At 56.5% G+C, this 24,975-nt stretch carries 19 protein-coding genes and 2 pseudogenes; 9 read left to right on the top strand and 12 right to left on the bottom strand.

The window, feature by feature from the left end; genetic code table 11:
• The first annotated feature begins 76 nt into the window (after positions 1–76).
• The 5 genes from P0D84_RS16465 (at position 77) to P0D84_RS16485 (ending at position 8,257) form a co-directional block, all read left to right on the top strand.
• Positions 77–3,583, top strand: a complete 3,507-nt coding sequence (locus P0D84_RS16465; RefSeq protein ID WP_408338031.1) for a glycosyltransferase — start codon at positions 77–79, stop codon at positions 3,581–3,583.
• 105 nt (positions 3,584–3,688) lie between these two features.
• Complete coding sequence (locus P0D84_RS16470; protein WP_408339862.1) at positions 3,689–4,255, top strand: acetyltransferase; 567 nt, start codon at positions 3,689–3,691, stop codon at positions 4,253–4,255.
• 21 nt (positions 4,256–4,276) lie between these two features.
• Positions 4,277–5,359, top strand: a complete 1,083-nt coding sequence (locus P0D84_RS16475; RefSeq protein WP_408338033.1) for a DegT/DnrJ/EryC1/StrS family aminotransferase — start codon at positions 4,277–4,279, stop codon at positions 5,357–5,359.
• Positions 5,356–6,438 (top strand): glycosyltransferase family 2 protein, encoded by a 1,083-nt coding sequence (locus P0D84_RS16480; RefSeq protein ID WP_408338035.1) that lies wholly within the window; start codon positions 5,356–5,358, stop codon positions 6,436–6,438. Before P0D84_RS16475 ends, P0D84_RS16480 begins: the two co-directional genes overlap by 4 nt.
• Positions 6,439–7,186: 748 nt before the next feature.
• A complete protein-coding gene (locus P0D84_RS16485; protein WP_408338037.1) occupies positions 7,187–8,257 on the top strand; it encodes a glycosyltransferase family 4 protein in 1,071 nt (356 codons plus the stop codon).
• Between the two features lie 143 nt (positions 8,258–8,400).
• Here the strand turns inward: P0D84_RS16485 and P0D84_RS49060 are convergent.
• The 5 genes and pseudogenes from P0D84_RS49060 to P0D84_RS16505 all read right to left on the bottom strand — a co-directional run.
• A pseudogene (locus P0D84_RS49060) lies at positions 8,401–8,703 on the bottom strand (transposase); the annotation flags it as partial.
• Positions 8,704–8,706: 3 nt separating this feature from the next.
• A pseudogene (locus P0D84_RS16490) lies at positions 8,707–9,015 on the bottom strand (IS5/IS1182 family transposase); the annotation flags it as partial.
• 357 nt (positions 9,016–9,372) lie between these two features.
• Positions 9,373–9,648, bottom strand: coding sequence for a hypothetical protein (locus P0D84_RS16495; protein ID WP_408338039.1), 276 nt, complete (start codon positions 9,646–9,648; stop codon positions 9,373–9,375).
• 104 nt (positions 9,649–9,752) lie between these two features.
• Positions 9,753–11,314 (bottom strand): IS3 family transposase gene (locus P0D84_RS16500; protein ID WP_408338041.1). Its coding sequence is split into 2 segments (ribosomal slippage): positions 9,753–10,876 and positions 10,876–11,314, totalling 1,563 coding nucleotides; the frame shifts between segments, so codons are not numbered across the junction.
• A 26-nt stretch (positions 11,315–11,340) separates the two neighbouring features.
• Positions 11,341–11,961: a class I SAM-dependent methyltransferase gene (locus P0D84_RS16505; RefSeq protein ID WP_408338043.1), complete on the bottom strand. Its 621-nt coding sequence runs from the start codon at positions 11,959–11,961 to the stop codon at positions 11,341–11,343.
• A gap of 428 nt (positions 11,962–12,389) precedes the next feature.
• Here P0D84_RS16505 and P0D84_RS16510 point away from each other — a divergent pair, with 428 nt between their 5' ends.
• The 4 genes from P0D84_RS16510 to P0D84_RS16525 all read left to right on the top strand — a co-directional run bounded on the left by P0D84_RS16510 (position 12,390) and on the right by P0D84_RS16525 (position 16,857).
• On the top strand, positions 12,390–13,970 hold the full coding sequence (locus P0D84_RS16510) for a glycosyltransferase family protein (protein WP_408338045.1): 1,581 nt from the start codon (positions 12,390–12,392) through the stop codon (positions 13,968–13,970).
• A 9-nt stretch (positions 13,971–13,979) separates the two neighbouring features.
• Positions 13,980–15,221, top strand: coding sequence for a glycosyltransferase (locus tag P0D84_RS16515; RefSeq protein WP_408338047.1), 1,242 nt, complete (start codon positions 13,980–13,982; stop codon positions 15,219–15,221).
• A gap of 90 nt (positions 15,222–15,311) precedes the next feature.
• Positions 15,312–16,397, top strand: coding sequence for a DegT/DnrJ/EryC1/StrS family aminotransferase (locus P0D84_RS16520; RefSeq protein ID WP_408338049.1), 1,086 nt, complete (start codon positions 15,312–15,314; stop codon positions 16,395–16,397).
• Between the two features lie 175 nt (positions 16,398–16,572).
• Entirely contained in the window at positions 16,573–16,857 is a 285-nt protein-coding gene (locus P0D84_RS16525) for a calcium-binding protein (RefSeq protein ID WP_408338051.1), read from the top strand.
• Between the two features lie 412 nt (positions 16,858–17,269).
• Here P0D84_RS16525 and P0D84_RS16530 read toward each other — a convergent pair whose 3' ends face one another.
• From P0D84_RS16530 to P0D84_RS16560, 7 genes are all read right to left on the bottom strand, one after another.
• A complete protein-coding gene (locus P0D84_RS16530; protein ID WP_408338053.1) occupies positions 17,270–18,025 on the bottom strand; it encodes a glycosyltransferase family A protein in 756 nt (251 codons plus the stop codon).
• Positions 18,026–18,029: 4 nt separating this feature from the next.
• Positions 18,030–19,076, bottom strand: coding sequence for a glycosyltransferase (locus P0D84_RS16535; protein ID WP_408338055.1), 1,047 nt, complete (start codon positions 19,074–19,076; stop codon positions 18,030–18,032).
• Positions 19,077–19,834: 758 nt separating this feature from the next.
• Positions 19,835–20,743 (bottom strand): glycosyltransferase family 2 protein, encoded by a 909-nt coding sequence (locus P0D84_RS16540; protein WP_408338057.1) that lies wholly within the window; start codon positions 20,741–20,743, stop codon positions 19,835–19,837.
• A gap of 64 nt (positions 20,744–20,807) precedes the next feature.
• Entirely contained in the window at positions 20,808–21,920 is a 1,113-nt protein-coding gene (locus tag P0D84_RS16545) for a glycosyltransferase family protein (RefSeq protein WP_408338059.1), read from the bottom strand.
• A gap of 53 nt (positions 21,921–21,973) precedes the next feature.
• Entirely contained in the window at positions 21,974–23,335 is a 1,362-nt protein-coding gene (locus P0D84_RS16550) for a rhamnosyltransferase WsaF family glycosyltransferase (RefSeq protein WP_408338061.1), read from the bottom strand.
• Between the two features lie 88 nt (positions 23,336–23,423).
• Positions 23,424–24,170, bottom strand: coding sequence for an ABC transporter ATP-binding protein (locus tag P0D84_RS16555; protein WP_408338063.1), 747 nt, complete (start codon positions 24,168–24,170; stop codon positions 23,424–23,426).
• 11 nt (positions 24,171–24,181) lie between these two features.
• Positions 24,182–24,964, bottom strand: a complete 783-nt coding sequence (locus tag P0D84_RS16560) for an ABC transporter permease (RefSeq protein WP_408338065.1) — start codon at positions 24,962–24,964, stop codon at positions 24,182–24,184.
• Between the last annotated feature and the right edge of the window lie 11 nt (positions 24,965–24,975).

Raw genomic sequence — 24,975 nt, forward strand, 5'->3', positions numbered from 1 at the left:
TTGGGCTTCGCACGCGTGTCGCGTGACACCTGCGAGGAATGGCGCGTTTGAGGCGCTTCTGACTCCTAGGTTAACAATGGCTTTGCCGAACAACCCGGAATTCTCGTGCAACGGCTGCGGAGGCCGCGATTTTGCGCCGATGGCAGTTCGCGCGGACGGCGTCAACATTGTCCAGTGCACAGATTGCGGACTCGGCGTGGTTGAAACCATCCCGGACAACCTCGCGGCATTCTACGGTGATAGTTACTATGTCAATGGGGGCGAACGCGGTTACATCGACTACCGGTTCGCAGCAGAACATGGAACCGGCTGGGCTGCCAGGTTGATCAGGCTGTTACGAGATGGTGGCAAGATTCTGGATATCGGATGTGCCGACGGATATCTGCTGACACACGTCGGCGCAGGTTTTCAGCGCTTTGGCATTGAAGTCAACGCTGATATGGCCCAGCAGGCTGCCAATTCCGGTGTAACGATTATTGGAAACGATATTTTCGCACCGGAGATTCGCAATCAATATCGCGGCGAATTCGACTTCGTTTCTGCCATAGCCGTATTCGAGCACCTGAATAACTTCCGCGAGGGATTCGAGATTGCCTTGGACCTCTTGAAAGACGACGGCATTCTCCTGTTCGAGGTTCCCGTCATGTCTGACGAAATCAGCAATGAGGCTTGGCTCAACAGTTCTTTCGAGCATGTTTACTATCCAACGGAAGCCTCGATTCGACACATCGTCGAACAACGCCTGAACTGTTATCTCGTCGGCTCGGAACTCGTCATCAAAGACTATGCGTCTACTTTTGTCGGCGCGGTGACGAAGACAGCAGAAGGCGCAAAGCAACTCGAAGCCATATTCGCGCGCCTACTGGCTGCGGACGACTCATCGCTATCAAAAGACGAAACTCTCGCCCGTTTGCATCTCCGCCTGCTGCATATGGCTCAGTCTTCTGAAGCGCTTGTGTCCGACATCAATCATCTCGATAACAACCACTTTACAGAGCCGGTGGTGGCACGCATCGTCCAGTTATGGACCTTTGACCTCCAACGAGGGAAGGCCAGGAATAAGCAATTGAAAGATCTCACGCAAGAGCGCGACTCCCTACAACAACTGGCAAATCAATGGGAACAGTCGTGGCGGCAGAAGTCAGAGCAACTCGCCACTGAAACGGGACGGCTTTCCTCCTTGCTTGAAGTTGCCCGGCGTGACGCAAGGCTCAACGCTGCAAAGGCAACTCACGCCATCGTCGTGGAAATGGAACGCAGTGCCGCCCTCGAAGCAAAAGCCAGCGAGGCCTACGTACGCGCTGCCACAGCGGATGCACGGGTTGCGGAAGCTCAGAACAGATGTATGGCTGTCGAACGGGAATTGCTGGCCATTCGCAGCAGCATTTTGTGGCGCGCAATGCGACCAATCCACAAACTCAGTTTACGCTACCCGCATGTGTTGCGACGAGTACGGCAAGTGGCCAGGTTGGCGTTGTGGACGATGCAAGGCAAACTAGGCGTCAATCTCCGAGAAGTGCGACGTCGCCGGGCAGAATTCGCCGCAGTTGTCGAGGCCGAACGCCACCGCGCGCAAGAAGGCATCCGGATTGCCGACGCCCAACTCCTGCCTGTCGCCGGCGTGGTCACGGAAGCGGAGTACGGACTCGACAAGGACATCTGGCCTGATGATCGTCCACTCGTGAGCATCATTGTGCCGTGCTTTAACTACGGACACCTCGTTGCTGACGCAATCGAATCGGCAATGGCACAAACGTTTCAGGACTTCGAAATTATCGTCGTGGAGGGCGGTTCGAGTTCGACCGAGTCCCGAAAGAACTTCGCCGGCCTCATCGAACGTGCACCTTCGCGTGTCCGCGTGCTGCTGCAGGACAGACCCTACAGGGCCGGCGCGAATCGCAATTACGGTATCAGCTATGCGCGGGGCAAATACGTATGCTGCCTCGATGCCGACGACAGGCTGGACCCCACCTATCTCGAGAAAGCAGTATTCCTGCTCGAACACTACGGCTACGATGTTGTCGGGCCAAGCCTCAAGTTCTTCGGAAATCGCGATGAAGTCTACGCGCCAAACGAAAAGCCGGACCTCGACATGCTGGTCAAAGGCAATCATGTACTCACCTGCTCGCTGTTCCGACGCGAACTGTGGCGCCAGGCTGGCGGCTATCGCGATTCCGACCCTTCGGCGGGTCATATCCACGAAGACTGGCTGTTCTGGGTGAGGCTGGCGGCGCTCGGCGCACGCTTCGCGAACATGCGCGATCCGCTGTTTTTCTATCGCAGTCATGGAAACACGCTCAGCAACAGCGACGCAGTTCTGGGTAACGACGTTCAAGCAGAAAAAATCTGCGAGTTCAATGCCGATGTCCTGACCCCAGAGGCGTTCAAGCTCGGCCGACGCCGGGCAGCAATGGAGATCCGCGTACCCAAACCGTTACGCAACATGGTTCGTCGTGAGGACGAGGCAACGAGGAACCACACACGTACCTTGATGCTCGCCGTTCCGTATCTCATTCTCGGCGGCGCTGAACGTCTGCTTAGCGCGCTCGTCGAGCATCTCGCAACACGCGGTTGGCGTGTGGTCATCGTCAGTACTGTCCACAGCGACGCGTCGAACGGCGACACGACCGAATGGTTCCAACGCGCGACCAGCGAAATATTTCATCTCCCCCGCTTCCTCAATCCCGACCGTTGGAGAGACTTCCTGGACTACTTGTTCGCCATTCGAAATATCTCGGTACTGTGGGTAGTGGGCAGCGCGTTCGTGTATGACTGCCTGCCGGCGCTGAAACATGCACACAAACAACTCAAGGTCGTGGACCTTCTGTTCAACACGGTGGGACACGTTAGTAACAATCGGCGCTACGCCGATTACATCGATTTGAACCTCGTCGAGAACACGGAGGTCCAGCGATGGCTGATCGATGCTGGAGAATCGCCTGGCCGGATTCGTCTCATCGAGAGCGGGGTCGACCTGGAAGTCAATGCGCCCGGGCCGAAGGACGCCGCCCTGCTCACTGAACATGGCATTCCGCCCAAGAGACTTATCGTCGGTTTTTCCGGCCGCTGGTCCGAGGAGAAAGACCCTCTTGGGTTCGTCGAAATCGCGAGGAGGATTCCTTCCAATGTGCGTGTCTCGTTTGTTATAACGGGCGCTGGTCCGCAGGACGGCGCTCTTCGCGCAGCCGTTCAGCAGGCATCCTTCCCGCGGGGCAAGTTCATCATCTGCGGATCAGTGCCCGACCTTGCACCTTATTTGCGGTTATACGACCTACTGCTGTTGCCATCCCGGATCGATGGCCGACCGAACGTCGTCATGGAGGCGCTCGCCAACGGCACGCCCGTGATCGCATCGCGCGTTGGCGCGTTGCCCGACCTGCTCGAAGATGGGCAGCAGGGCTATCTTTGCGAACCGGGCGACTACGACGAATTTGCGCGAAGGATTATCGAACTGGCCGCCGACCCAGCGAAGCTGGCCTCCTTCAAGAACAACGCCAGAAAGTTTGCAGAACGGCGATTTAACAGACAAGTGATGTTGAACGGATATGCCAAGTCGATTGAGCGGCTCGTCGAGAACAGCTGATTGCAATCGGCGCCTTGCGCTAATGCGCAGCGAGAGAACCGTATGACGATACATATCGTAGGTGCAGGCGGTCTCGGTCGAGAGGTGCACGCAGTACTTCTGGAGATGGGACTAGACGTCGATTCGTTTCTGGTCGAACGAGGATTCGCCTCAAAGCCGGTACGAAATCTTCCGGTGAGAGAATCATCCTTTGACGCGCAAGACAAAAATGGCGAGACTGAATTCGTGATTGCGGTCGGCGATAACAGGGCTCGGTCGAAGATCGCTGGGCAACTTGGCGCCGCCAGATTCCGAACGGTGCTTCACCCCGCTGCGACGATTGGCTCTTTCGTGAAGTTCGGCGAGGGCGCTATGGTCATCGGCACTGCGAGTTTCACCACTGACATTGAAATCGGACCTCACGTACTCATCAATCCCGGCTGTAATATTTCGCACGATTGTACAATCGGCGCCTTTGCGAGCCTCGGCCCAGGCACGTCGCTTGCCGGCCGTGTAACGGTTGAAGAGGGTGCGAATCTCGGTGTCGGCGTGGTCGTTGCACCGGGATGCGTCGTAGGCGCATGGTCCACCGTAGGGGCAGGCGCCGTCGTCGTGAGGTCCGTCGAACCTGGCACCACTGTCGTTGGGGTTCCCGCACGCCCGATAGTCAGGCGACAGCCTGATCAACTTTAATCTTCCGCTGTCCTGTCACTCATGCCGAGCGAAACCATCAAAGTATTGATTCCGCGCCTGCCGAGCGCCGATGCGCTGTTGCCCTATCTCACCCGAATCGATTCGGCGCGAACCTATAGCAACTATGGCCCGCTTCACCGCGAGTTCAGCGCCCGTCTTGCACAATTGACAGGCGCACCCGGCGTGACGATCACGTGCAACGGGACATCGGCCATCGAGCTGGCGTTGCGTATTCGCGCCAAGTCTGAACGACGCTATTGCCTGATGCCCGCTTTCACGTTCATCGCGAGCGCGCACGCAGTGCGCAACGCGGGGCTCACTCCGTACCTTCTCGACGTATCCGAGCAGAGCATGATGCTGACTCCGGAAATCGTAGAGGCCGCTTTGCCGCAGCTAAGCGAACCGCCTGCTGCCGTGCTTGTCGTCAGTGCGTTCGGCGCACCGCCCGATCTGGCCAGCTGGAAAGCATTCGAAGCAAAGCACGACATCCCGGTGGTGTTCGACGCTGCCGCCGCCGTGACCGCTCTCGACGGCGTCGGCGAACAGCCGGTGTGCGTCAGTCTGCACGCAACGAAGGTCGTCGGAATTGGCGAAGGCGGCGCCATTTTTTCATCCGACCGCGAACTGATCGAGCGTGCCACAGCCATGACCGGCTTTGGCTTTCTCGGTGCCGAGCGGGTGTCCGCCATCCAGGGTGGGAACTATCGGATCTCGGAGTATGCTGCGGCGGTCGGGATGGCTGTGATGGATAACCTTCCCGCGCGCCTCGAGGCTCTGCGAAAGTTGTCGCGGTCTTATCTGGACCGGCTGCAAGAGAAAACCGTTCGGGTTCAGCCCGGCGTTGGCGACGACTGGGTCACCATGACCTTCAACGTGGTCGTGCCGCCTGAGGCACTACAGGCGACGCTTGACCGGCTTGACAGCCAACATATCGAATGGCGACGTTGGTGGGGACTCGGCTGTCATCGGCATCCGGCATTCGCCGACGCACCTCGCTGTGACATGCCCACGACGGAAGCACTAGCGCCTCGCGTAATTGGGCTCCCCTTCCATGATCGCCTGTCCGAACAAGACCTCGATCGCATTGCCCATTGTCTTCCATGAGCGATAAACCTCTGCTTTCGTATATCGTCCTCTCGTACAACTACGAGCGTTATATCGACAAGACCATTCGAAGCATCCTGAACCAGACCGTGCAGGACTTTGAAATCGTCGTCGTGGACGATTGTTCGCGGGATAACTCCGTCAATGTCGTGCGGAGCTTCCGAGACCCCCGGATTCGTGTTCTCCAGAATGAGCAGAACCTGGGCGGCGCGGGCAGTTATAACCGCGCCGTCCTCGCTTGCAAAGGCGAGTGGATGGTCAACCTGGACGCCGACGATTGGATCGCGCCGCATAAGGCCGAGCGTCAACTGGCGCTCGCTGCAGCAGATCCACGCATTGATATCATTGGCACATATATTTCGGTGTACGACCAGGATGGTTGCCCGCACCCGAATGCAGATGCTATTGAGGAAGCTGTCAATCGCCCTCATGAATTTGGGCGTGCCGATACATGGATCGGCGCGAATCATCTTTGCCGCTCATCGACGATGGTGCGTAGCTCTGCACACCAACGCATCGGACTCGATGATCCGAACATGGTTCGCGCGCCTGACTACGAGCTCTGGACGCGTGCATTGCGCGAAGGATGTGGATTCGCCATCCTTCCTGAGAAGCTTACATTCATCCGTGCGACCTCTACCGGCGTAACACATGCAGACCCGCTTGGCTCTCTGCTGGAAATAGCCTACGCAATGCTGCGCAATCTCATTCCGTTGGCAGAGAAGCGCGCACTGCACCCGTCCATTGCAAGCATTATTAGCTGGGTGGCTTACCATGAACAGTTGAGTCGGCTGTCGCCAACGGAGCGCTACCGCCTGCTCGGCATGCTGATGCAATCCACATCAGTCGGTGACTATGCGAGCTTCAAGGCCATTCTGAGAAACACTGAAGAGCAGCCCGAACTGGTGACGGTGGGACGGAGATGCATGGCGTTGCTGGATAAGGGCGCGCCCGTTTATCAGGAACTCAGCAAGCTTAACAGGGATGTCGAGGCATATATCGGCGCTCGCGACCACTGGCGTCGCGAAAGCGAGAAGTGGCAGCGTGCCTATGTGGAAGCGACGGCGCGATCGGCATAACGCGCATTCGACGAACCAGTGGTCAGCTTAATTTCCTAACGCACACCCGCCGGTCGCCTCCAAATAGATACTCGTTCAACGAAATCCTATGACAGGCAGCCAGGTCCAGTTCGCCCGCAACACCGATATCTCCCGCACTGTGATTCGGGGCGACGGACGACGAGTTCTGCCTTGCGAAAGTTGCGCAATGGGTGTCATCGGAGCGTCGCCTGACGACACCAGCGTTTTTTGCGGCGACGACTACTCATTGCTGTTACAACATGTCGATGCATGTGCTCAATTCGTGGCATCGGGTCGCGACACCGATATGAGTTGGCCCGCATTCTTTGGTGTCGGGTACAAAGTCACTAACGAACAAATCGTCGAAACCCGAAAACATGCGCGCGGGCGCCGGCATTGCCGGGTAGTAGATGTGTTCGTATGAAACAGTCGGACCTGCAAGGCATCACCGGGGTGGAAAGGCGCTCGATCTGGCATATAACGTCGTAATTTCTTTTCGCCGACTGCTGAACGGGTTCTCACACTTCCCGTTCTCATTGAGCGGGCTCACGCCCTCCCGTCGGTGACACGCATGACACGCATGACTCAACTTTGGTACACCGACAGCGTGAACGCAGTCAACGCCGAACGGTACCAAGATAAAGCTAGGAACTGGCGTGACGCACATGAGCGGCTCAAGAAAGTGACATCCGAAGATGCAAATGCGCAACCTCAAGACTAACCACGATACGATGGCCTGAACGCAGTCATGAAGAAACCTACTATCCTCGCCTTGCTGCCTTTTCTCGTGAAAGGCGCTCTGTCCATTGCGGTGCTGCGCGAAATGCGCAAGCGCGGCTTTGACGTTACGGTAGCATCTTGCGCAGATGAATCCACCGTCTACACACCCGATTCGATGGATGACTTCTGGTCGGCCGATCGGCTGTTGGATCTTAGCATCACGTCGGCGCATGAACATCGCGAACTCATTTGGAACGAGATCCAGCAACGCAACGTAGATCTGATTATCCAGATAGGCGCGCACTCTTTGTATTCGTATTTGCCGTATTGGAAGGAAAGAAAACCAGAGCTTCGAATCGTCGATACCCTCTATAACGAGGTCGGCCATGTCGTGAATCATTTTCTTTACGAGAGCTGCATGGACGGCGTTATCGTTGAAAGCGAGTACATGCGACGCTTTGTCCAGTCATGCACGCACAAGGAAGATGCGGGCATCGCGGTCGTACGCAGTGGCATCGATGTGGATTGGCTGACGCCGGATCGTGATCGGACATTGCGAAATGGCATCGTAGTGGGATATATCGGACGAATGTCGTCGGAGAAGAACCCTCTTGGATTCATCGATCTGGTAGAAACAATTCATGAATTCGTACCGGGAGCAACCTTCCGGATGGGCGGCGAAGGTGACCAGGCAGCGTTGGTGCGCGGACGCATCGAAGTAAGTCCCGCCGCCGGAAAGCTCACTTACGATGGTTATGTCGAGAATCTCCGGACGGCACTACGTTCGTTGGACGTTCTTGTGCTGCCGTCCAAACTCGATGGCCGGCCTAACATCGTCATGGAGGCCAATGCGTGCGGTGTTCCCGTCATCGGGGCCCCCGTAGGTGGAGTGCCGGAACTGATCGAGGATGGTCAGAACGGCTATCTCATCGGCCCGGAAGAATCACTTCGAATCGCCAATCTGCTGGCCGGATGGGCGAACGATCGCTCGACGCTCTGCGAAATTCAGAAAACGTCTCGACTTACAGCTGAACAAAAATTCAGTCGACCGAAGATGATGGATACCTACGCCGATACGTTTGTGCAGTTTGCGAGTTGAACCGGATGGCGAGACATCGCACCGGCATTGAGGCCGAATATGTTCCTCAGAAGCTCATTTGGAGCACTAACAATACTGTTATACAAACCGTGAACACATAAATGCGCAAGCAAGTGTGAGCAACGCGACATCATGGACGCAAATCACGTTACCGGACCCAATGCTGAAGACGTCAGAGGCGCGAGCAAGGTTTCTGGCAAGACGTTGTGCAGGCAATGCAGCCACGCGAGAACAAAAAATACGGGCGCAAGCCCAAGGCGCACGATAGCGCGCAGCAACCAGCGCAGGTTGTAGCCCGCCGCGCACAACACTGCGTATAATGCGTCGCCGGTTTGACCTTTGAGCCAGCAACGCCGCATGCCGTGATCCTGCCTAACATGGCCGATGATCGGTTCACTCGCCTAGCGGCGTTTTAACCACTTTCGCTGTGTACTGCTTAGCGTCTTGACCGCCAGCCTTGCGAGTTTAACTCCTGCAACCTCCAGCAAGCGGCTGTCAGTTGGATAGGCTATCGCTTTCTCTTGGACCGTAGTATCGACGATCGCACGCTCGAGCTCGGACGGCCTCACCGCTTTCATCTGCACGGCCGCTGCGATCGTCGTCGCGAGCATCTCCTTGACACCGGCTTCGGCCAGTGCCAGCCGAAAGCGCACGAGGTTGATCGGATCGCACGGCAGGCTCGGCTGGAAATAGTCCTCGCCGCAGAAAAACTGGAATTACACGTCTTGTGCCCAGCGCTCGCAAACCGGCTCATCACTATTGTTCAGGACGGACTCTCGTTATTTATCGACTTGTCCGACTCAGAATTAGACAGCTTTTCGAGCATAATCTGCATTGGGGCGGAGATGTAGCGGGCACGTCGCAAGCTGTCTGCTTGCATGGCGGCAGAGTGCATGTGCAGGCGAACGGTGAATACGGCTGCGTGTTTTGGGTGCGCGCGACTGGCGCAGATGGCGCCCCCCAAAACGAGGAACGGGGAATGTAGGATAGGTGCGTGGCGAGAACGGCATGGCCAGGAGAGACGATAAAAAACCCGGTTGAAACCGACCCGATCCGTCATGTCAGACACATCAAGGACCTTGGATTTACGGGTATTCGTTTTAAAGGGTGGAAAGTCATGATTTTCCCGCAGAGGAGCTTCGGAAGCGCGCGGAAATAGCTCGAAGCGGGGCTTTGATCGAGGAGAGCGCCCGCGCGGGCTGACGACTTGACTTCGACGCCTTGTGAATGAATCCCTTCGCTTCGGATGCCATCCCCTGCCAACTGGCGATTGCCTTCTCGGTATCGGGCTCGGGGCGCAGCGACAAGAAAAATTCGATTGTATTGACTTCGGTATCGAAGAAACGATCGCAAGCAAATGGCATCAGCCCAAGCGCCGTAAGTTGCTCCATCAGATCTGCGAATGAACGTGGCGTAAAAACCCAGCAGTGCGCGTCGTGATATGTGCCGTTGGTCGCTGCGTCCCCGGCGCGTGTCAAGGTACTTGTCGCCTCAGTCATGCAGCCAAAGGCTGTTTAAGTGTGGCGTGCGAGGCCATCGTGACGACTGACTCGCGCTCCGGATTGAGGGTGACTGCGCCGATTGGCGTCCAGTCTCGCGTGGAGCGTGACCAGCGTGCCGGGTTGCGTTCCCGCGCCTGGGCATACACCTCGTGACGCGCCGCGAGGATCGCGTGATCGTCGCCGTCATGGCGCTGCGCCGGACTGACGTAGCGGATGCTGCTGTGACGGTGGTCGAAGTTGTACCAATGCACGAACTCGCTTGCCCAGTTGCGTGCAGCATTGAGATCGGCGAAGCCCGTGTTGGGGAACTCCGGTCGGTACTTGGCCGTGCGGAACAGCGCCTCGGCAAAGGCGTTGTCGTCGCTGATGCGTGGGCGCGAGTACGAGGGCTTCACTCCAAGCCAGTGAAGCATGGCCAGCACGGTCGTGGCCTTGAGCGTGGAGCCGTTGTCTCCGTGCAGCACCGGCTTGTCCGCCAGAGTAGCGATGCCCTCGGCCAGCGCTGTGCGCCGCACCAGATGGGCAGCATGGCTGGCATCGTCGCGCTCGTGCACCTCCCATCCGACGATCTTGCGGCTGTACAGATCGAGGATCAGGTACAGGTAAAACCATTGACCGGCGACCTCGGCGGGTAAATAGGTCATATCCCAGCACCAGACTTCCCGTGCTGCGCCAGCGATGTGCGTGGTCGGCGGTCGACCCGCCCTGGGTGCTTTGGCCCGGCCGCGATGTGTGGTTTGCCCGTGCTCGCGCAGCACGCGGGCGAAGGTGGATTCGCTGGCGATGTACACGCCTTCATCAGCCAGCATTGGCACGATGCGCGCAGGAGGCATATCGGCGAAGCGCGGCTCGTTGGCTACGCGCAGCACCTCGGCACCCTCGGCGACGCTTAGCGCATGCGCCGGTTGCGGGCGTACCGCATGGAGCCTGCCATCGCCCGATACGAGGCCCGCGCCGGCATTCCAGCGCTGCAGCGTGCGCACGTCGATGCCGGCTGTCTCGCAGGCCAGGCGCAGCCGTGCGCCGGCCTTGTGCGCGGTGTGGATATCATGAGCCAGCGACTGGCGATCTTCGAGGCCGATCATTCGTCCTCGCCCGTGCTGAAGATCGCCGCGACTTTTTTTGATAGGACCAGCAGCGCCGCCGTCTCAGCCAACGCACGGTCCTTGCGCCGCAGCTCGCGCTCGAGTTCCTTGATGCGACGCCGGTCCTGCTGGGTCTGCTGCGGGCTGGCACGCGCCTCCTCGGGCTCGGCCAGCGCCTGTGTGGCGCTTTGCCGCCAGGAAGCCAGCTCGTGCGGGTACACACCGTTGGCGCGGCACCATGCGCTCCTGGCAGCCTCATCCATCGCAGCGGTCGTCAGCACGGCGTCGAATCGGGCCGCCGCTGTCCAGGCCCGCTCGCGAGCGGGCCTGGACAGCGCATCACTGCGCCAGCGCTCCAGCGTCCCCACTCCCACGCCAACCTCACGTGCAACGTCTTCCAACGCCGCGCTCTCCGGCGGCAACAACCGTGCAACCGCTCGGTCCTTGAATGCTTGTCCGTATTTTGCCAATTCGCTTTCTCATCATCGCCCCCGGTTCATCGATTGTATTGGAGCGACAAGTATTCTGACGCGGGGGGGTCCCGTGCCATCGCCATTGCCGCCTCGAACGTGTTGGATCGCTTGACATTGCTTTCGTTAAGCTCGCCGCGCCACGCGGCCCAAGGATCGACCGGAGTCGCGTTCAGATAGTAATCCAGAATCGCGCGGGGCTTCGGCACCCGAGCTGCCGTGACGTACGAGTCGAGGACATCGGCCAGTTCTGTTTCCCTGCGCAGGAAATCGAAAGTGAATCGCCGGTCAGGGATGGCAAGCCGCACCTGCCCATCGATGGTCAACGCTTCCTTGAGCTCCCGTAGCCATGTGATAAGGTCAGGCACATGCTCAATCACGTGTGAGGCCACGATAAAGTCAACTGGACGCCCTAGCGTCTCCACGAGAGTTTGCTTGCCCCAGATCGCGTCGGTTTCAACAATCTTGTCGACGTCATACGAGGGATTACCCGCGTAGTGCTTCCGAAGGCTCCCCGCGTCGGCGTAGTCGACGTAAATGATAGTGCCGTCGGCTTTGCTAACAAGCGGATTGCCAAGGGGGCCAATTTCGGCTCCCACCGACGAAGCCAGGTCAATGCCGGCAAGCATCTTCTCTCTGCGGTCCAAGTCCCCCTCTCTCCGTGACATCCGTCGCGGTGACGTTAGCCAGTGATCTTTATAGACGATCGCCAGTTTAGACGAGATACCGGCCTGAACCTAGCGTAAGCGTAGTGCCTCGATGTTGCCCCCTTGCGCGGGCAATTTGCCGCATGATCAACCTGTAGATGCAAATTACAGACTACACGATGTATCTGATGTCCGGAGGATATCGTAAAAGATGCATGAGCAACGAACGAAATCGTCGAGCGCCGGTATATTTTACATCGACACCCTTACCTAACCTTACTTCGCGTAGAATCTGCCCTCGCGATCTGAGAGCCCGCGGCAGCAGACTGTAACGATAAGTAGATGATTTATAATCAAAATCAGATATATCGTAGACGCTGGACCCCCGGGTTTTCAGTTCATTGTTCAAACGGACTTGGGTCAGCAACATGATCGCAGCGGAAGGACTTGTAACGATTCGCTATGGGGCGGGCGCGCCAAGCACAGCTGGCGCCGTCGAGTATTGCGATCTGCTGATTATCGACGAGATGCTGCCTTGCGACTTTTCGCCGTTTCGCAATCTGGAATACACCCATTACCTTTCGTATTTCGAGTCGTCCTTGCTGGTCACTTTCCAAGGATGGCGCAACGGTTACTCGAATTTAAACTTCGATGACCAGCTTGCGGCCAGCTCACTCAGAAATGAATGCAAGGCGAAGGTCCGACCGTTTTCTAGTTTTCCGCGCATCGTTCCGAAGCTCGCGTACATAACGTTTCTGACCAACGCATGGCAAGCGTTGCCGTTCCTTGAAGAGCGCAATATCCCCTTCATCTTGCAGCTCTACCCTGGCGGCGGATTCGAGATCAATGGTGAAGAGAGCGATCGTCGATTGAAGCAAATCTTGCACTCTCCACTCTGCAAAAAGGTCATCGTTACGCAAAACCTTACGAGGGACTATTTGCTCAATCGTATTCGCTGTGCGGACGAGAAAATCGAATTCATTTATGGCGGTGTCTATGACACGAAAAATGAGTTCGACTTCTTCCGCGATAAGAAACTCTACGGCAGAGACAAGAGGACGCTCGACATTTGCTTTGTCGCACATCGCTACGGAGACGATGTCAAAAAGAAAGGATACGACCAGTTTGTGGCCGTCGCAAAAGCCCTTTCCGCACAACACCCCGACGTGCGTTTTCATGTCGTCGGCGATTACACGCCAGACCAGATTCCACTAGAACACGCCACCGAGAAGGTTACCTTCCACGGCCGGAAGCCGAACTCCTTTTTCAAGGCGTTCTATCCGCAGATGGACATCATCCTTTCCGCGAACAGGCCATCGAACGAAGATCGGTCAGGCGCTTTCGATGGCTTTCCGACTGGCGCCTGTATGGAGGCTGGGTTTCGTGGTGTGCTGAATTGCATCAGCGATCCTCTCAATATGAATATTGCTTTTCATGATGGGGAAGACATTGTTCTGGTCGATTTCGAAACATCGAAGACTATCGCCAGACTCGGCGAGCTGATAGCGGACGTCGACAAGTTGTATGAACTATCGTACGCAAACTGGCGCAGTTTTCTGAAAGCCTTCGATACGAACTCGCAATTGTGGGAGCGTTCGCGATTGATCAATTTAGCCCTCCTTCAGCCGGAGGCATTGATCATCAGACCGCCAGTTAGACTAAGTGACTTGGATGCGTCTCGAATCGCTGCAATGAGGGTGCAAGTCGCTGCCGCACACGCGAACTTTGAGGACGCGACCAGAAGACATGACAACCTCCTTGGCGAATATCTCAAACTCAGTGCTGGCTTCGACGAGTTGCATTCCGATCACGTTGCTCTAATCGACAGGGCAAAGAAACTCGAAGCTGCTGGTAATGCTGGGCAGGCGTCAGGACTGCCGGATCAACCGCCGGTGATTGGCCAGCTAGATCGCGCGGTTCTTCGTGTACTCCACTCGCGATATGTGATGCGGCTCAGAAAAGCTTTCGCTCGGACACGGTCGGTAAAGAGCGGCACTGCAACACATTAGGCATGCCCGATGAGCACGTTTAATACATTTTCGCAGGCTGCAATAGATCACATGACAGACGGTTATGTCGTATTCCTCAAACGTGCCGACCGCGACATGCACGGCCATAACGGCGTTTTTATTGACGAGCTAATGTCCGGCTTCGAAAAGCATGGATTGGCCGTGCGCTACCTTGACTACGTGCATGACGTTCGCCAAGTCACCGAGGCAATGAACGACCCGAAGTGCCGATTTTTTGCGTGTTTCAATGGTTTCGGTTCAGAACTCATGTTCCAAGAGGCGCCGGGGCGTCTGGTGTCCTCGTATGGCTTTTTCAAAAAGCCTCTTTTCGACTTGATGCATGATTCTCCGATTCACGAATCGATGGCACACCAGGTCGAATCAACAGACAGTCAACGACATCTGTTTGCGACGGATACGACCTACGCTCATCTAGCGCGCTTGCTCGGTTTAAGGAATGTTCATGCAGTCCCTAGTATCACGTTTCCACAGACCGCCCCGAAAATTCTGTCGGCGTTCGAGTCACGCCCGATAGATATTCTGCTGCCGATAGGACTTGTTCAATCATCCGTAATGCGGGAGCGCCACTCCTTGGCAACGAATTACCGAGGCCGTGTTTTCCGCGAGATATTTGAAGCCGTCACCGAGGTTGCAGCCAATGATCTCCGCGTTGACCCGTTAATTGAAACGCTGCTCGCGTTACAGCAGGCGCAAGTACATTGTGATGTCCAAGACCCGGATGTTCGTTTTCTTGTCACATCTATCGTCGACTACGTCAAATTCGAACGGCGTGATGATCTGGTGCGCAGCATACAACACCTACCTGTAACGATCATCCCGGATCGCGACGTGTCCCAGCGATTCAAAGATACGAGCCTGAAATTCGTCGATACAAAGTCGTTTCGCGAGTTGATTGCGACTATGGCCGACGCGAAGGCCGTGATTTGCCCGTTGCCGCATCACACCGGTTTTCACGAGCGTGCACTCGCCGCATTCAGTGTCGCGTCTGTCGTCGTCGCTGCACCGAACGAGGTGCTGGAAACGAACTTTTTCCACGGGCAAGAGATGCTTGGCTACTCAAGCCACGAGGAATTGGCGGCGCTGCTCGAGGATTGCATTGACGGCAAGAAGGATCTGGAAAGCATCGGGAGAAGAGGGCACGAAAAAGCGATGGCGAGATTCTCGCCAGATCGTCTGGCCGATATTATGGTCTCGCGATATTTAGACATTCGCGATCCGACCATTCGGTAAGAGATAATGCGCGGCTACCGCAGAGGTCTGCCGCAGGTTCGGGCGGCGCTTACGACCGACTAAATACAACAGAGACACAAAGAGCAAAACATGACTAATGCGAAGATAAAGGTGCTAGTTCCCAAGTTGCCCGGCACGGAAGCGATCGTGCCGTACATGAGACAAATAGACGAGCGGCGTGTCTACAGTAACTACGGCCCTCTCACCGAAAAATTTCGGAGCCGTCTCAGCGAACTGACCGGCGCAGCGGGCGTCACTCTTACGAGTAATGGCACATCGGCGATCGAACTCGCGCTGCGAATTCGCGCGACGCCGCAGCGACACTATTGTTTGATGCCATCCTTTACGTTTATCGCGAGTGCGCACGCGGTATGTAACGCTGGCCTCACACCGTACCTGCTCGACGTATGCGAGCGTAGCCTGATGCTGACGCCGGAAATCGTCGAAGCGGCGCTCGAAGGCCTGGACGAACTGCCCGCCGCCGTGTTGGTAGTGAGCGCGTTCGGTGCGCCGCCGGACCAAGCCGCTTGGCAAGCGTTCGAGGCGCGTTACGGCATTCCCGTTGTGTTCGATGCGGCAGCCGCCGCGACATCGATCAAACAGGTGGGAAGCCAACCGTTATGTCTGAGCCTACACGCCACCAAGGCGCTTGGCATTGGAGAGGGGGGCGCGATTCTGTGCGCCGATACGGACCTGACCGATCATGCGACCGCGATGACGGGCTTCGGCTTTCTCGGTGCGGAGCGTGTATCGGCGATTCGCGCGGGCAACTACCGCATCTCCGAATACAGCGCGGCTGTCGGAAACGCCGTGATCGACGCACTGCCGGCGCGGGTCGCGGACTTGCAGCGCCTCACCGATGGCTACCGAAAACGTATCGGTGCTGACCGGCTCTCGCGTTTCCAGGAAGGTGTTGGCGAGCGCTGGCTTACCATGACGCTTAATGTAATTGTCCCACCGAATAAAGTGGCGGCTACCCTCGCTCACCTCGACGAGGATCACATCGAGTGGCGTCGCTGGTGGGGCCTCGGCTGCCACACCCATCCTGCTTTCGCCGACGTGCCGCGTGGCGATCTGCACGTCACAGAGTCGATCGCGCCTTGCGTGATCGGTCTACCATTTCACGATCTGCTTTCCGCGGCCGATCTTGACCGAGTCGATCGCTGTCTGCCATAAACGCGCCGAAGCGCATATGCCGACAACGGAAACTCCTTGCATCGAACCCCTGTTTGTAGATTGCCGATTCGATGTTGTTCGAACGTTTTCGCCCTCCGGGATTGGGAATCGGTTTTGGCTCGAAAGGCCCTGCGACAGTAACCGTTGCTGATTGGCGACCGTTCAGCAGCGGTGCGTGCATATCGACGCCTCTGCCGTCTCGGTCATTGGACTCGCTCATGAAGACCTGTGTCGGGTTGGCATCTTCGTCTGGGTTCGGTGGGGAGAACGCGACGTGCTGGCACCCCTGGCTCGGATCGTTCCGTTGAGCGGCGATGAGCCAACTCGAGTCGCTGTCGCGGACTGCGACTACTGGCACGTCAAAGCTACACATTCTCAGACCCAGAGAGCGGTCTTGCCTACCTCGCCTCGTCCTGATTTGACGAAGAATGCTCGTCTCGCACCATCTTCCGTCAGGTGACGGGCTACGCTGACGGATACGTTGCTCAATGCAAACGTGAGCATCGAAGAAGGAAGTGGCTCAATGAAGTACCACGTTGTCGCGCGCAGCGCCGCCGGAGGTATGGTCCCAAGCCTGGCCCGACATCATGTCCGAACATCGTGCAGCGTACTCTTCTTCCCGTCATCAGCAATCGGAGACATTCGGGAAGACGCCGAAATTCGGGAAGATTTTGCGGCGTTGGCGAAATCCGAAAACGACCCGCGCTGTTCGCTTTGCTTGCTGCAAAGTAGCCGCGGCAAGACGAAGCGAAATACCGCCTGCAGAGCACGCCGAAGGCTTTCGATTACTTTTCAGAGCCGGAAATGAGTTGGCGCGACACCAATCGCGCGCTGACGCCTGCGCATAACGCCAACGACTATCGATATCCGAGTCACGGGCAATCGGAATGCACATTCCGTCTCGCCGCAATCATCTTGCGAAAAAAATCCGACGGCCGCGGGACACTATCGGCAGCCGAAGTTTGCTTCACCAGCGACACACTTCTTGTGCGTATCGCGTGAGCTGTGTTGGGCACGATCTTATGAATTCCGCCGCCATTGAGCACATCAATGTTCCAGCACCAGTCTTCGTAGCCGATACCATTCTTCAGATCCGTGCCTGCGTACGGTACTGACCGCAAAAAATCCGCTGCAGTAAAGCAAAGCGATGTCCACAGGTTCGTGTAGCCAAGATCTGCAATACGAAAGGAAGGGTCCTCCATATCGATATGCAAAAAGATATACGGGGTCACACCAAAATACGCATTAACTTCCGGGTGCCATATGACCTTTCTCGGATCGGCTTCCGCGGCGACATAAGCCCGGACCAGCCAGTCCTCGCCCCAAATGTCGTCCGCGTCGAGAAAGCCGATCCATTTGCCGCGTGCATTTTCGACCGCAGAATTTCGGGAGAAACCCAGATCGCCATGCTGAACGATCTCGATTCGCAATTCGGGTTCATTTCGTGCAAATTCGTCGAACACTTCTTTGGTCAGTGGATTCGGCTTATCGAGTATCGCAAGAAGTTCGACGCGCAAACCATTCGATCTCGCTACCGCGGCGGCTTTAGAAAGACTGCGCAAGGATGGCTGTGCAAGCAGACCTTCTGCGTGCCCGTTTATGACCGCGGTGATATCGTAGTCTGGCATGGCTTCAATCGATAAAAGTGGGAGAGGCTCGCAGCACATTGGTGAATGCCGTCCATGAATGCCGGGCTCGGACATGCTCGACCATGCACCTCGATTTAGATATCGCCAGTTGAGAATCATCTTTGATTTGCCGAAGCGCTTGAACGTACGGTTCCGGCTCATGGTAGCTAGCGACAGGCCATCCCGTCGTCGACGTAACCAGTTCGGCGAGATCTCCGATGGCCGGCGCGACGACCGCCATTCCCGTCGAAGCCACCTCGATGAGTTCAAGTGACAGCCCATCAGAAATCGACGTGCACAGGAATGCACCATAGTCTGCAAGCGGCAGTCGCGACACTGACGAAAATGAGCCTCTAAGCCTCAGGTTCAGGCTCGATGACACTGCATCCTGCAAGTGCTTCGTATCACGGGCGGCTTCATTTGTGAACACGTCGAACGTCAGATCAGGCGCCTGCACCGCAATCTTCAATAGCAGATCAACACTTGTTTTGGAGTCGGCGCGCCCTGCCCAAATAACTGCGTCCCGGTTCGTAGCACCACTGTCGTAGGCTACAGTGGGCGTGACGCGTGCAGGCTGATATAGCGGCACCAGACGGCCCCTCAGAGAGGGAGGAATACCGTGCTCGGATGCCAGACTCTCCAGGAAATGAAGGGTATCGAAATACACCATGCGCAAGAACGGAAGGCTCTCGCGAAAATGAGTATTTGCAAAATCGTTCACATGACCGTCCGCATCTCCATCGCCGCGATACAGGTACGCGTAAAGATCGGTCCCTAGTTGGAGCGCGCCGCCCTTTCGCACTATCGAGTCCCAACATGCAACGCTGTCGATATTGAGCACGGACTTGGGCCGGACCGCGAGGATCAACTTCTCGACAATCGATGCCCGCTCCGTAGCCGTCAATGCTTCTCCAAAGTTGGATAGGCAACGCGTGTGAACGCCTACCGCGAAATCGTTGTTCACCTCCTTTTCTTCATCGTCGGTGAACACGACGAGCGCCGAATCGGCCCCGTGCGCGTCGATAGCGGCTTGCGCCGCATTGGCGGACATATACTTCGCCCTCCCTTTGTGCGGCCCTGAAGCGAAAACGATACAACGGAAGGGATGCTCAAGCGATTCAAACAGTGCGCGCCATACGCGAAGTGCGGGCCAATGTTGGCCACCTCCATGAATACCGAGAAGGTGAGGTGCGGTAAGCGTTGGATCACGTGCAATAGCCGGTTCGAAAGCGCTCGCCAGTTCATACATCGACCCGACAACCGAAAGGATTCTCGAATCGAGGCCGCACCGCCTACCCTCCTTCCTGCCGATTGTCAGATAGTGAATTAGCGGGTGAATTCCACTCTGCAGAACGTCAGGATACTGCGTCGTGTACCAGCGCGGATCAAATGCCGGATGCGGCCGACGGCCTTCCCTGCCACCCCACCTAATGTAGTGTTCAAGGGGATCAATGCCGGCTTTTGCCACATCTGGATATGTCTGGCGGTAAAACGCTTCATCAAACAGGCCAGACTCCCGGATGATTCTGCGTTCATCAGGAGACGTGCGCCTCTTTCCGTTGATACCGCGATTAGCGGATGGGCGATGGTAAAACTTCGACGTGACACGTCTGGTCGCTCGACGCAGCGACGAAATCAGCATAGTGAGAAACATATCAAGAGGCCAAACTCTCCGGGTTCTTCTCGCTCAAATATCTAACGATGTTGGCTTTGCGAAAGCTATCGTCTATTTCGCGGCTCGTTATCGTATTCTTTTAGGCTGGGTTGCCGCTTTCTGCGCCGGACCTTATAGCTGCAATCCGGCGTGCATTACCTTGAGTTGCGCATCCAGATACCGTCCCGCAACCCTTGCAGCATCTTTCCCAACGCTTGCAATCGCTGAGGATGGAACATCGTTACGAACACCGCAATTTGCACCAAGCGTATCGCATCCAAACGCCTCCAGGCCCAGCACGGGTAGTCACGCCGCTGTAGCAGCACGCTATTGCGAATCATGTAATAGTACCGGAACGGCTTGTGCAGCGGGATTTCCCGCCACCGACCTAGCCATACCCGTCGACGCCATTCTCCAAGAGAATGGGCCATAGCGGCCGCGCAATGTCCCCACGTCACATACCCCTTCGCGCGAGCCCGAAGCACCCATTCCGTATCGACCTGATCGATGAATAGCTGCTCATCCATCTCCCCGATGGCGTCGAGAGCCTCCAGCGAGATCAAGGACCCTGACGAAATCAAAAGGTCCGTCACGACTGTCCGCTGGCCGGGTTCGCATGCGACGGGAGCGAACCGTATCCCGCCGAAGCGCACATGCGGCGCGAGATGTCCCGTCTGACGATCCCTGCTTCGAGGCCCAATGGCTGCCACCTTGTTGCCGGCCCCAACGAGATCTTCGTGCGCCGACTGCAAGGCAGCGACCATCCCGGCATCCGGTTCGCTATCCTGATCCATCAGCAAGACGTACTTTGCGCCTTGCTTGCGTGCCCAATCGATGCCGGAATTGTGGCCTGCTGCAATTCCAAGGTTCTTGCCCAACGATATGACGTGAACCGATGGACCACCCAACGCAGCCACTACACCGGCCACGTCCTGAGCTGAACCGTTATCGACTACGGCCACATGCTCCGTCTGCGGCGTCACCGCGTTCAGGAGCGCACCGAGACGTGCCGAATCCGGCTGATAAGTGACCACGATAGCCACCACCCCGGCAACGTAAGACATCGGAGATTCCAGGTTCATATCTGCATCAGTAGCCGAGACCCGTCCGGTCGCTCCGTCCGCCGCGTCAGTCAAACTGCAGCGCGGCGAGAATCGTATCGCGTTGGTGGAACCAACCGTATTTCGAACGCGCATCCTCGCGAGCGCATTCGATCAGAGCCGGCCACCTGGAAGTATCGTCAATGGCACCCTCGATCACCGATAGCCATTCCTGCGCTTGCGCGAGATAGCCGTTCTCGCCGTTTCGAATTGCTCCGGCGTATGTATAAGAAGGCGACGCAACACTTATCGCCCCAACGACGGCAGCCTCGAAATACTTGAGTTCCGATTTGCAGTTCGTAAAGTCATTTGACTGCAGTGGCATCAGATTGAATTCAACGGTACTGATCAGGCGCTGCAAGTTGACATAGTCGTGAAACGGCTGCCGCTTCACCCGATCACCAAACTTGCTGAGTGCCGGGCCAGCCTCGATATATCCTACAACCATCAGCTCGATTCTGGAGTCGTTGGCGAGCAGCGCTTCAATAGCAGGAACGATGATCGCGTAATCCAACTTGTGTGACGGTGAGCCACTGAAGTAACCCAGGTGGATCTTGTCGTCGCGGGCGAATCCTGTGCTTTGCTTATGTCGAAAAAGTGCATCGGAATACTCGATTTGCTCTTTGTTCATGAAGTTCGGGACCACACTTACCGGCAACCCGGAAAACGTCGCAATCTTGTTGGCCAGGTAGTCGTTCGTCGTAATGGCACCGTCGCACATTGTCAATGCGACGCCTAGACGGCCGATGTACGAGAACCAATAGTCCCAGCGCCCAGGGTCGTTGACGTTTTCGTCGAGCGTGTTCATGATCAGATGCGCATAGCTCGAATCGAAAACGAAATCGTCGATATCAAAGAGTATGCGCTTGCCTCGCAGCCGGAACTTCATCACGAGCCGATTGATGCGATGACAATATCGTGATCTGCAGATCACGAGCACGTCGGCGAGATCGGCGACCTCGTCAATCCATTCCCAGTCCTGAAGAAAGAAAAAGCTCGCCGAAACGTCCCCACTCGCGTCGTCGTTAAGCACTTGCGCCATATTATATGCGCGGTACCGAAACGTACTGTTATTCGGCTCTTCGTAGAAGTAGGCAACTCGCCGTTTGCCGCGCGTAAGCATCGCCATCCGCTCGCGCAACGGAAGATTCCATGGGTCCGAATAAGCCTTCGGGGGAATATCGACTTTAAACATTATAGTTGTGCGGACAACTGCTTGATGATCCCGCCGAAAGCTTGCTGCCAATCGGAAGCAAGTCCATTGCTGCGGTAGTTCTGCTCTCGCAGTTGCGGATTGGACGCCAAGGCCACTGCGGATCGTAGCCCTTCCACCAACGCGTCACGTTCAAGGTCCGCGCAAATCAGGTTGCGCGAGTAGCCGGACAAATCGGTCTTGTTACCGAAGCGATTAGTCACAACAACCGCACCACTGGCGACCAGATCCAGAGGTGGATAGCTTGGATGCGGCGTGCTCATCAAGCTAAGACCAACGTCAACCGTCCCCGCGAATTCGGCGTATTGAGACCACGTGAGGTTTTCGAATTTCTTAGGCACATAGCCACCGTCGAATACAACAGCCGGTATATTCTTGCCGACCAGACAAATCTCCCACTCCGCAGGGTCCAGCACCTTTTCAGCGATCGCCCGCTCAATGACTTCTATTCCAACATAGAAGAGGTTCCGCGCGTTGTTCGGCCTCGCGTAGAAAAAGAAGCGCTTCTTTTGCGCCGTGGATTTTTCGCGCGAATGGAATACGGCGCCCGGAAAAGCGGGCTCGAACCATGTGCCTTTAGCAGCAATATTACCCAAGCCGTCACCCGTCAGATGATCGAACAACAGCTTGGTATTGACCAAATAGCGGATATCGCCATTGCCCAAGGTCTCTTCGCATCTCACTCGTTCGTCGCCGAACGGATAGAACATCCGCTCGTCTTCCTGAAGCAAATAGATGATCGAGTCGCGCGGCACGCTCGGCAACGTAGCCGCCGTGGTCCACCAGGACGTAGTCACGAACAGGTCGCCTTCTTTGACGTCGACCTCGTATTTTTTATCGAAGAAAGCTGCAAATTTGAATTGCACTTCGTGCTTCAGCTTGATTCCGTATAGCGAGAGAATGTGATCGATGTTTTGGGGCTGTGCTCGTTGCGTACGCGTGATGATTCGAAGTTGCGCGTTCAACTCATTGGCGAGCAACGCCGAAAAAATCAAAGCGGTCCCGACTCCGCCGAACAGGCTGCCACTCGCGACGCTATCCGTCACGATGCTCACGCGACGGACGCCCGTTGCGGGAATCGAAAACGTCAGCAAGGGCTCAAGGGCCTCGAAGTGCGCACGAGCAAGCTGCGCCGGACTTTTTGGCCCCGTGTCACGGCCACCCTTGGCCGACGAAGCCTGAAGCTTGCGGGCCAACTTCCTGTAGACGATCTGCTGCAACGCCATAGTTCCGTGGTTTTTCCAGTAGCAATAGGCCCTGTATGCTCGATCAATCATTGGAAGTCCTCGTTGCGTGCCATAAACAGCACTCGTCATATTATTCTCTTGACCATCGTTCACCATCGATGTCGGAGATCCGGCTCGCCTACCCCGAGAATCGGAGCCGGATGCTTAGTTATTGCCACCTGAAACTGCAGGTGCCGTCGAGCGCTTACACCTGAGATTCATATGCCGAAACAACTTCTTCGGTCGGCCCAAACGCTCGTACGCGCCCGCGCTCCATCCATAACGCCTTGTTGCACACTTTGCGGATTTCCGAGTTCGAGTGCATTGCCAACACCACTATCTCCGCACGGCTATGAAGATCTGCGAGACGCTCTTCTGCCTTGTGCATGAACGACGCGTCTCCCACGCCCATCACTTCGTCGAGCAAGAGAATCTCGGCATCGACTGCGGTCGAAATGGCAAAGCCCAACCGCACGCGCATCCCGCTCGAATAGGTTCTTAACGGAAGGTCGAGGTAGTCACCCAACTCGCAGAATTCCACAATCGACTGCTGCTTGGCACGGATCTCGGCATCCGACATGCCCAGTAACAGGCCTCGCAAGCGAATGTTCTGCAGACCGGTCGAGTTTTCGTCCATCCCAAGACTGATATCGAGCAGCGGCACGATCTTCCCCTCGTTCTCGATTGTCCCGTAGGTGGGAGTGTAGATACCGGCCATTGTCCTGAGCAGGGTCGACTTACCTGCGCCATTGTGGCCAATAAGGCCAATTCGGTCGCCGGTTTCGAATCGCAGGTCCACATTGTCGAGTGCGCGCACGACGACTACACCATCGTTACCTTCGGCGATGGAGTTTCGCCGTCCCATGCGCAAGACCTGTTTCTTGAGCGATCGCCCTTGTACGTCGTATATGGGCAAGTCGAGCGTCGCGCTCTTAAGTTCGATGTACGCCATGATTTGCCTTGTCAGACCCAATACGGAATGCGTTTCAGGAACCGCCCTGTCAGCGCGAGCGCGAAGAGCCAGCCAACTATCGCGAGCCCTACAGCAACGCCCCAAGTAGTTGCACTTGGCATCTCACCGATCAGCGGCGCACGAACGAGTTCGATTAGATGCGCAAGAGGATTGAACTCAACGATGAACGAATATCTGGACAATGAATTCGGACGATAGATAATCGGGGTAATGTAAAACGCAATCTGGATAATTGCCGCGATGATTTGCGGCAAATCTCGAAATCGTGCGGACAAAAGGCCGGCGACCATCGCCATCCACAGCGCATTGGCCATGTAGAGCACCAAAGCAGGGATGAAAAGCGGCAGAGTCTCCCAACTCTTCACACCGAAAACGGCCAGGAGCACCACGACAATCACGAAATTGTGAGCCAAGATGATCAGGTTGCGCCAGGCCACCTGCAACATAAAAATTAGTTTCGGTGTCGACACTTGCCGGATATATTGGCCGCTACCGATGTAAGCCGTGCTTCCCTCAAGAACAGTCGCCGAAAACGCGGCCCACATGACGAGGCTGACGGCCAGATACGGAAGATAGTCGCTCATCTTCACGCCAAAGAGCGTGCCGTACACCACGCCGATCGAGCCGATCATCACACCGGTGCTGATCGTCAGCCAGAACGGCCCAACGCGCGAGCGCGCGTAGCGTTGCCGCACCTCGAGCCAACCAAGGAGTGTCCAAAGCCGCCAAGAGGCAATGCTTTGCATTAAATCGGAAAGTGCCAAGTTGTACATTACAGACTTTT

The organism is Paraburkholderia sp. RL17-337-BIB-A, assembly GCF_046025895.1.
GTDB lineage: Bacteria > Pseudomonadota > Gammaproteobacteria > Burkholderiales > Burkholderiaceae > Paraburkholderia > Paraburkholderia fungorum_C.

Coding starts and splice junctions, on each gene's coding strand:
- P0D84_RS16465 (WP_408338031.1), top strand. CDS start 77: ATGGCTTTGCCGAACAACCCGGAATTCTCGTGCAACGGCTGCGGAGGC.
- P0D84_RS16470 (WP_408339862.1), top strand. CDS start 3,689: ATGGGACTAGACGTCGATTCGTTTCTGGTCGAACGAGGATTCGCCTCA.
- P0D84_RS16475 (WP_408338033.1), top strand. CDS start 4,277: ATGCCGAGCGAAACCATCAAAGTATTGATTCCGCGCCTGCCGAGCGCC.
- P0D84_RS16480 (WP_408338035.1), top strand. CDS start 5,356: ATGAGCGATAAACCTCTGCTTTCGTATATCGTCCTCTCGTACAACTAC.
- P0D84_RS16485 (WP_408338037.1), top strand. CDS start 7,187: ATGAAGAAACCTACTATCCTCGCCTTGCTGCCTTTTCTCGTGAAAGGC.
- P0D84_RS16495 (WP_408338039.1), bottom strand. CDS start 9,648: ATGGAGCAACTTACGGCGCTTGGGCTGATGCCATTTGCTTGCGATCGT.
- P0D84_RS16510 (WP_408338045.1), top strand. CDS start 12,390: ATGATCGCAGCGGAAGGACTTGTAACGATTCGCTATGGGGCGGGCGCG.
- P0D84_RS16515 (WP_408338047.1), top strand. CDS start 13,980: ATGAGCACGTTTAATACATTTTCGCAGGCTGCAATAGATCACATGACA.
- P0D84_RS16520 (WP_408338049.1), top strand. CDS start 15,312: ATGACTAATGCGAAGATAAAGGTGCTAGTTCCCAAGTTGCCCGGCACG.
- P0D84_RS16530 (WP_408338053.1), bottom strand. CDS start 18,025: ATGCCAGACTACGATATCACCGCGGTCATAAACGGGCACGCAGAAGGT.
- P0D84_RS16535 (WP_408338055.1), bottom strand. CDS start 19,076: ATGTCCGCCAATGCGGCGCAAGCCGCTATCGACGCGCACGGGGCCGAT.
- P0D84_RS16540 (WP_408338057.1), bottom strand. CDS start 20,743: ATGTCTTACGTTGCCGGGGTGGTGGCTATCGTGGTCACTTATCAGCCG.
- P0D84_RS16550 (WP_408338061.1), bottom strand. CDS start 23,335: ATGGTGAACGATGGTCAAGAGAATAATATGACGAGTGCTGTTTATGGC.
- P0D84_RS16555 (WP_408338063.1), bottom strand. CDS start 24,170: ATGGCGTACATCGAACTTAAGAGCGCGACGCTCGACTTGCCCATATAC.
- P0D84_RS16560 (WP_408338065.1), bottom strand. CDS start 24,964: ATGTACAACTTGGCACTTTCCGATTTAATGCAAAGCATTGCCTCTTGG.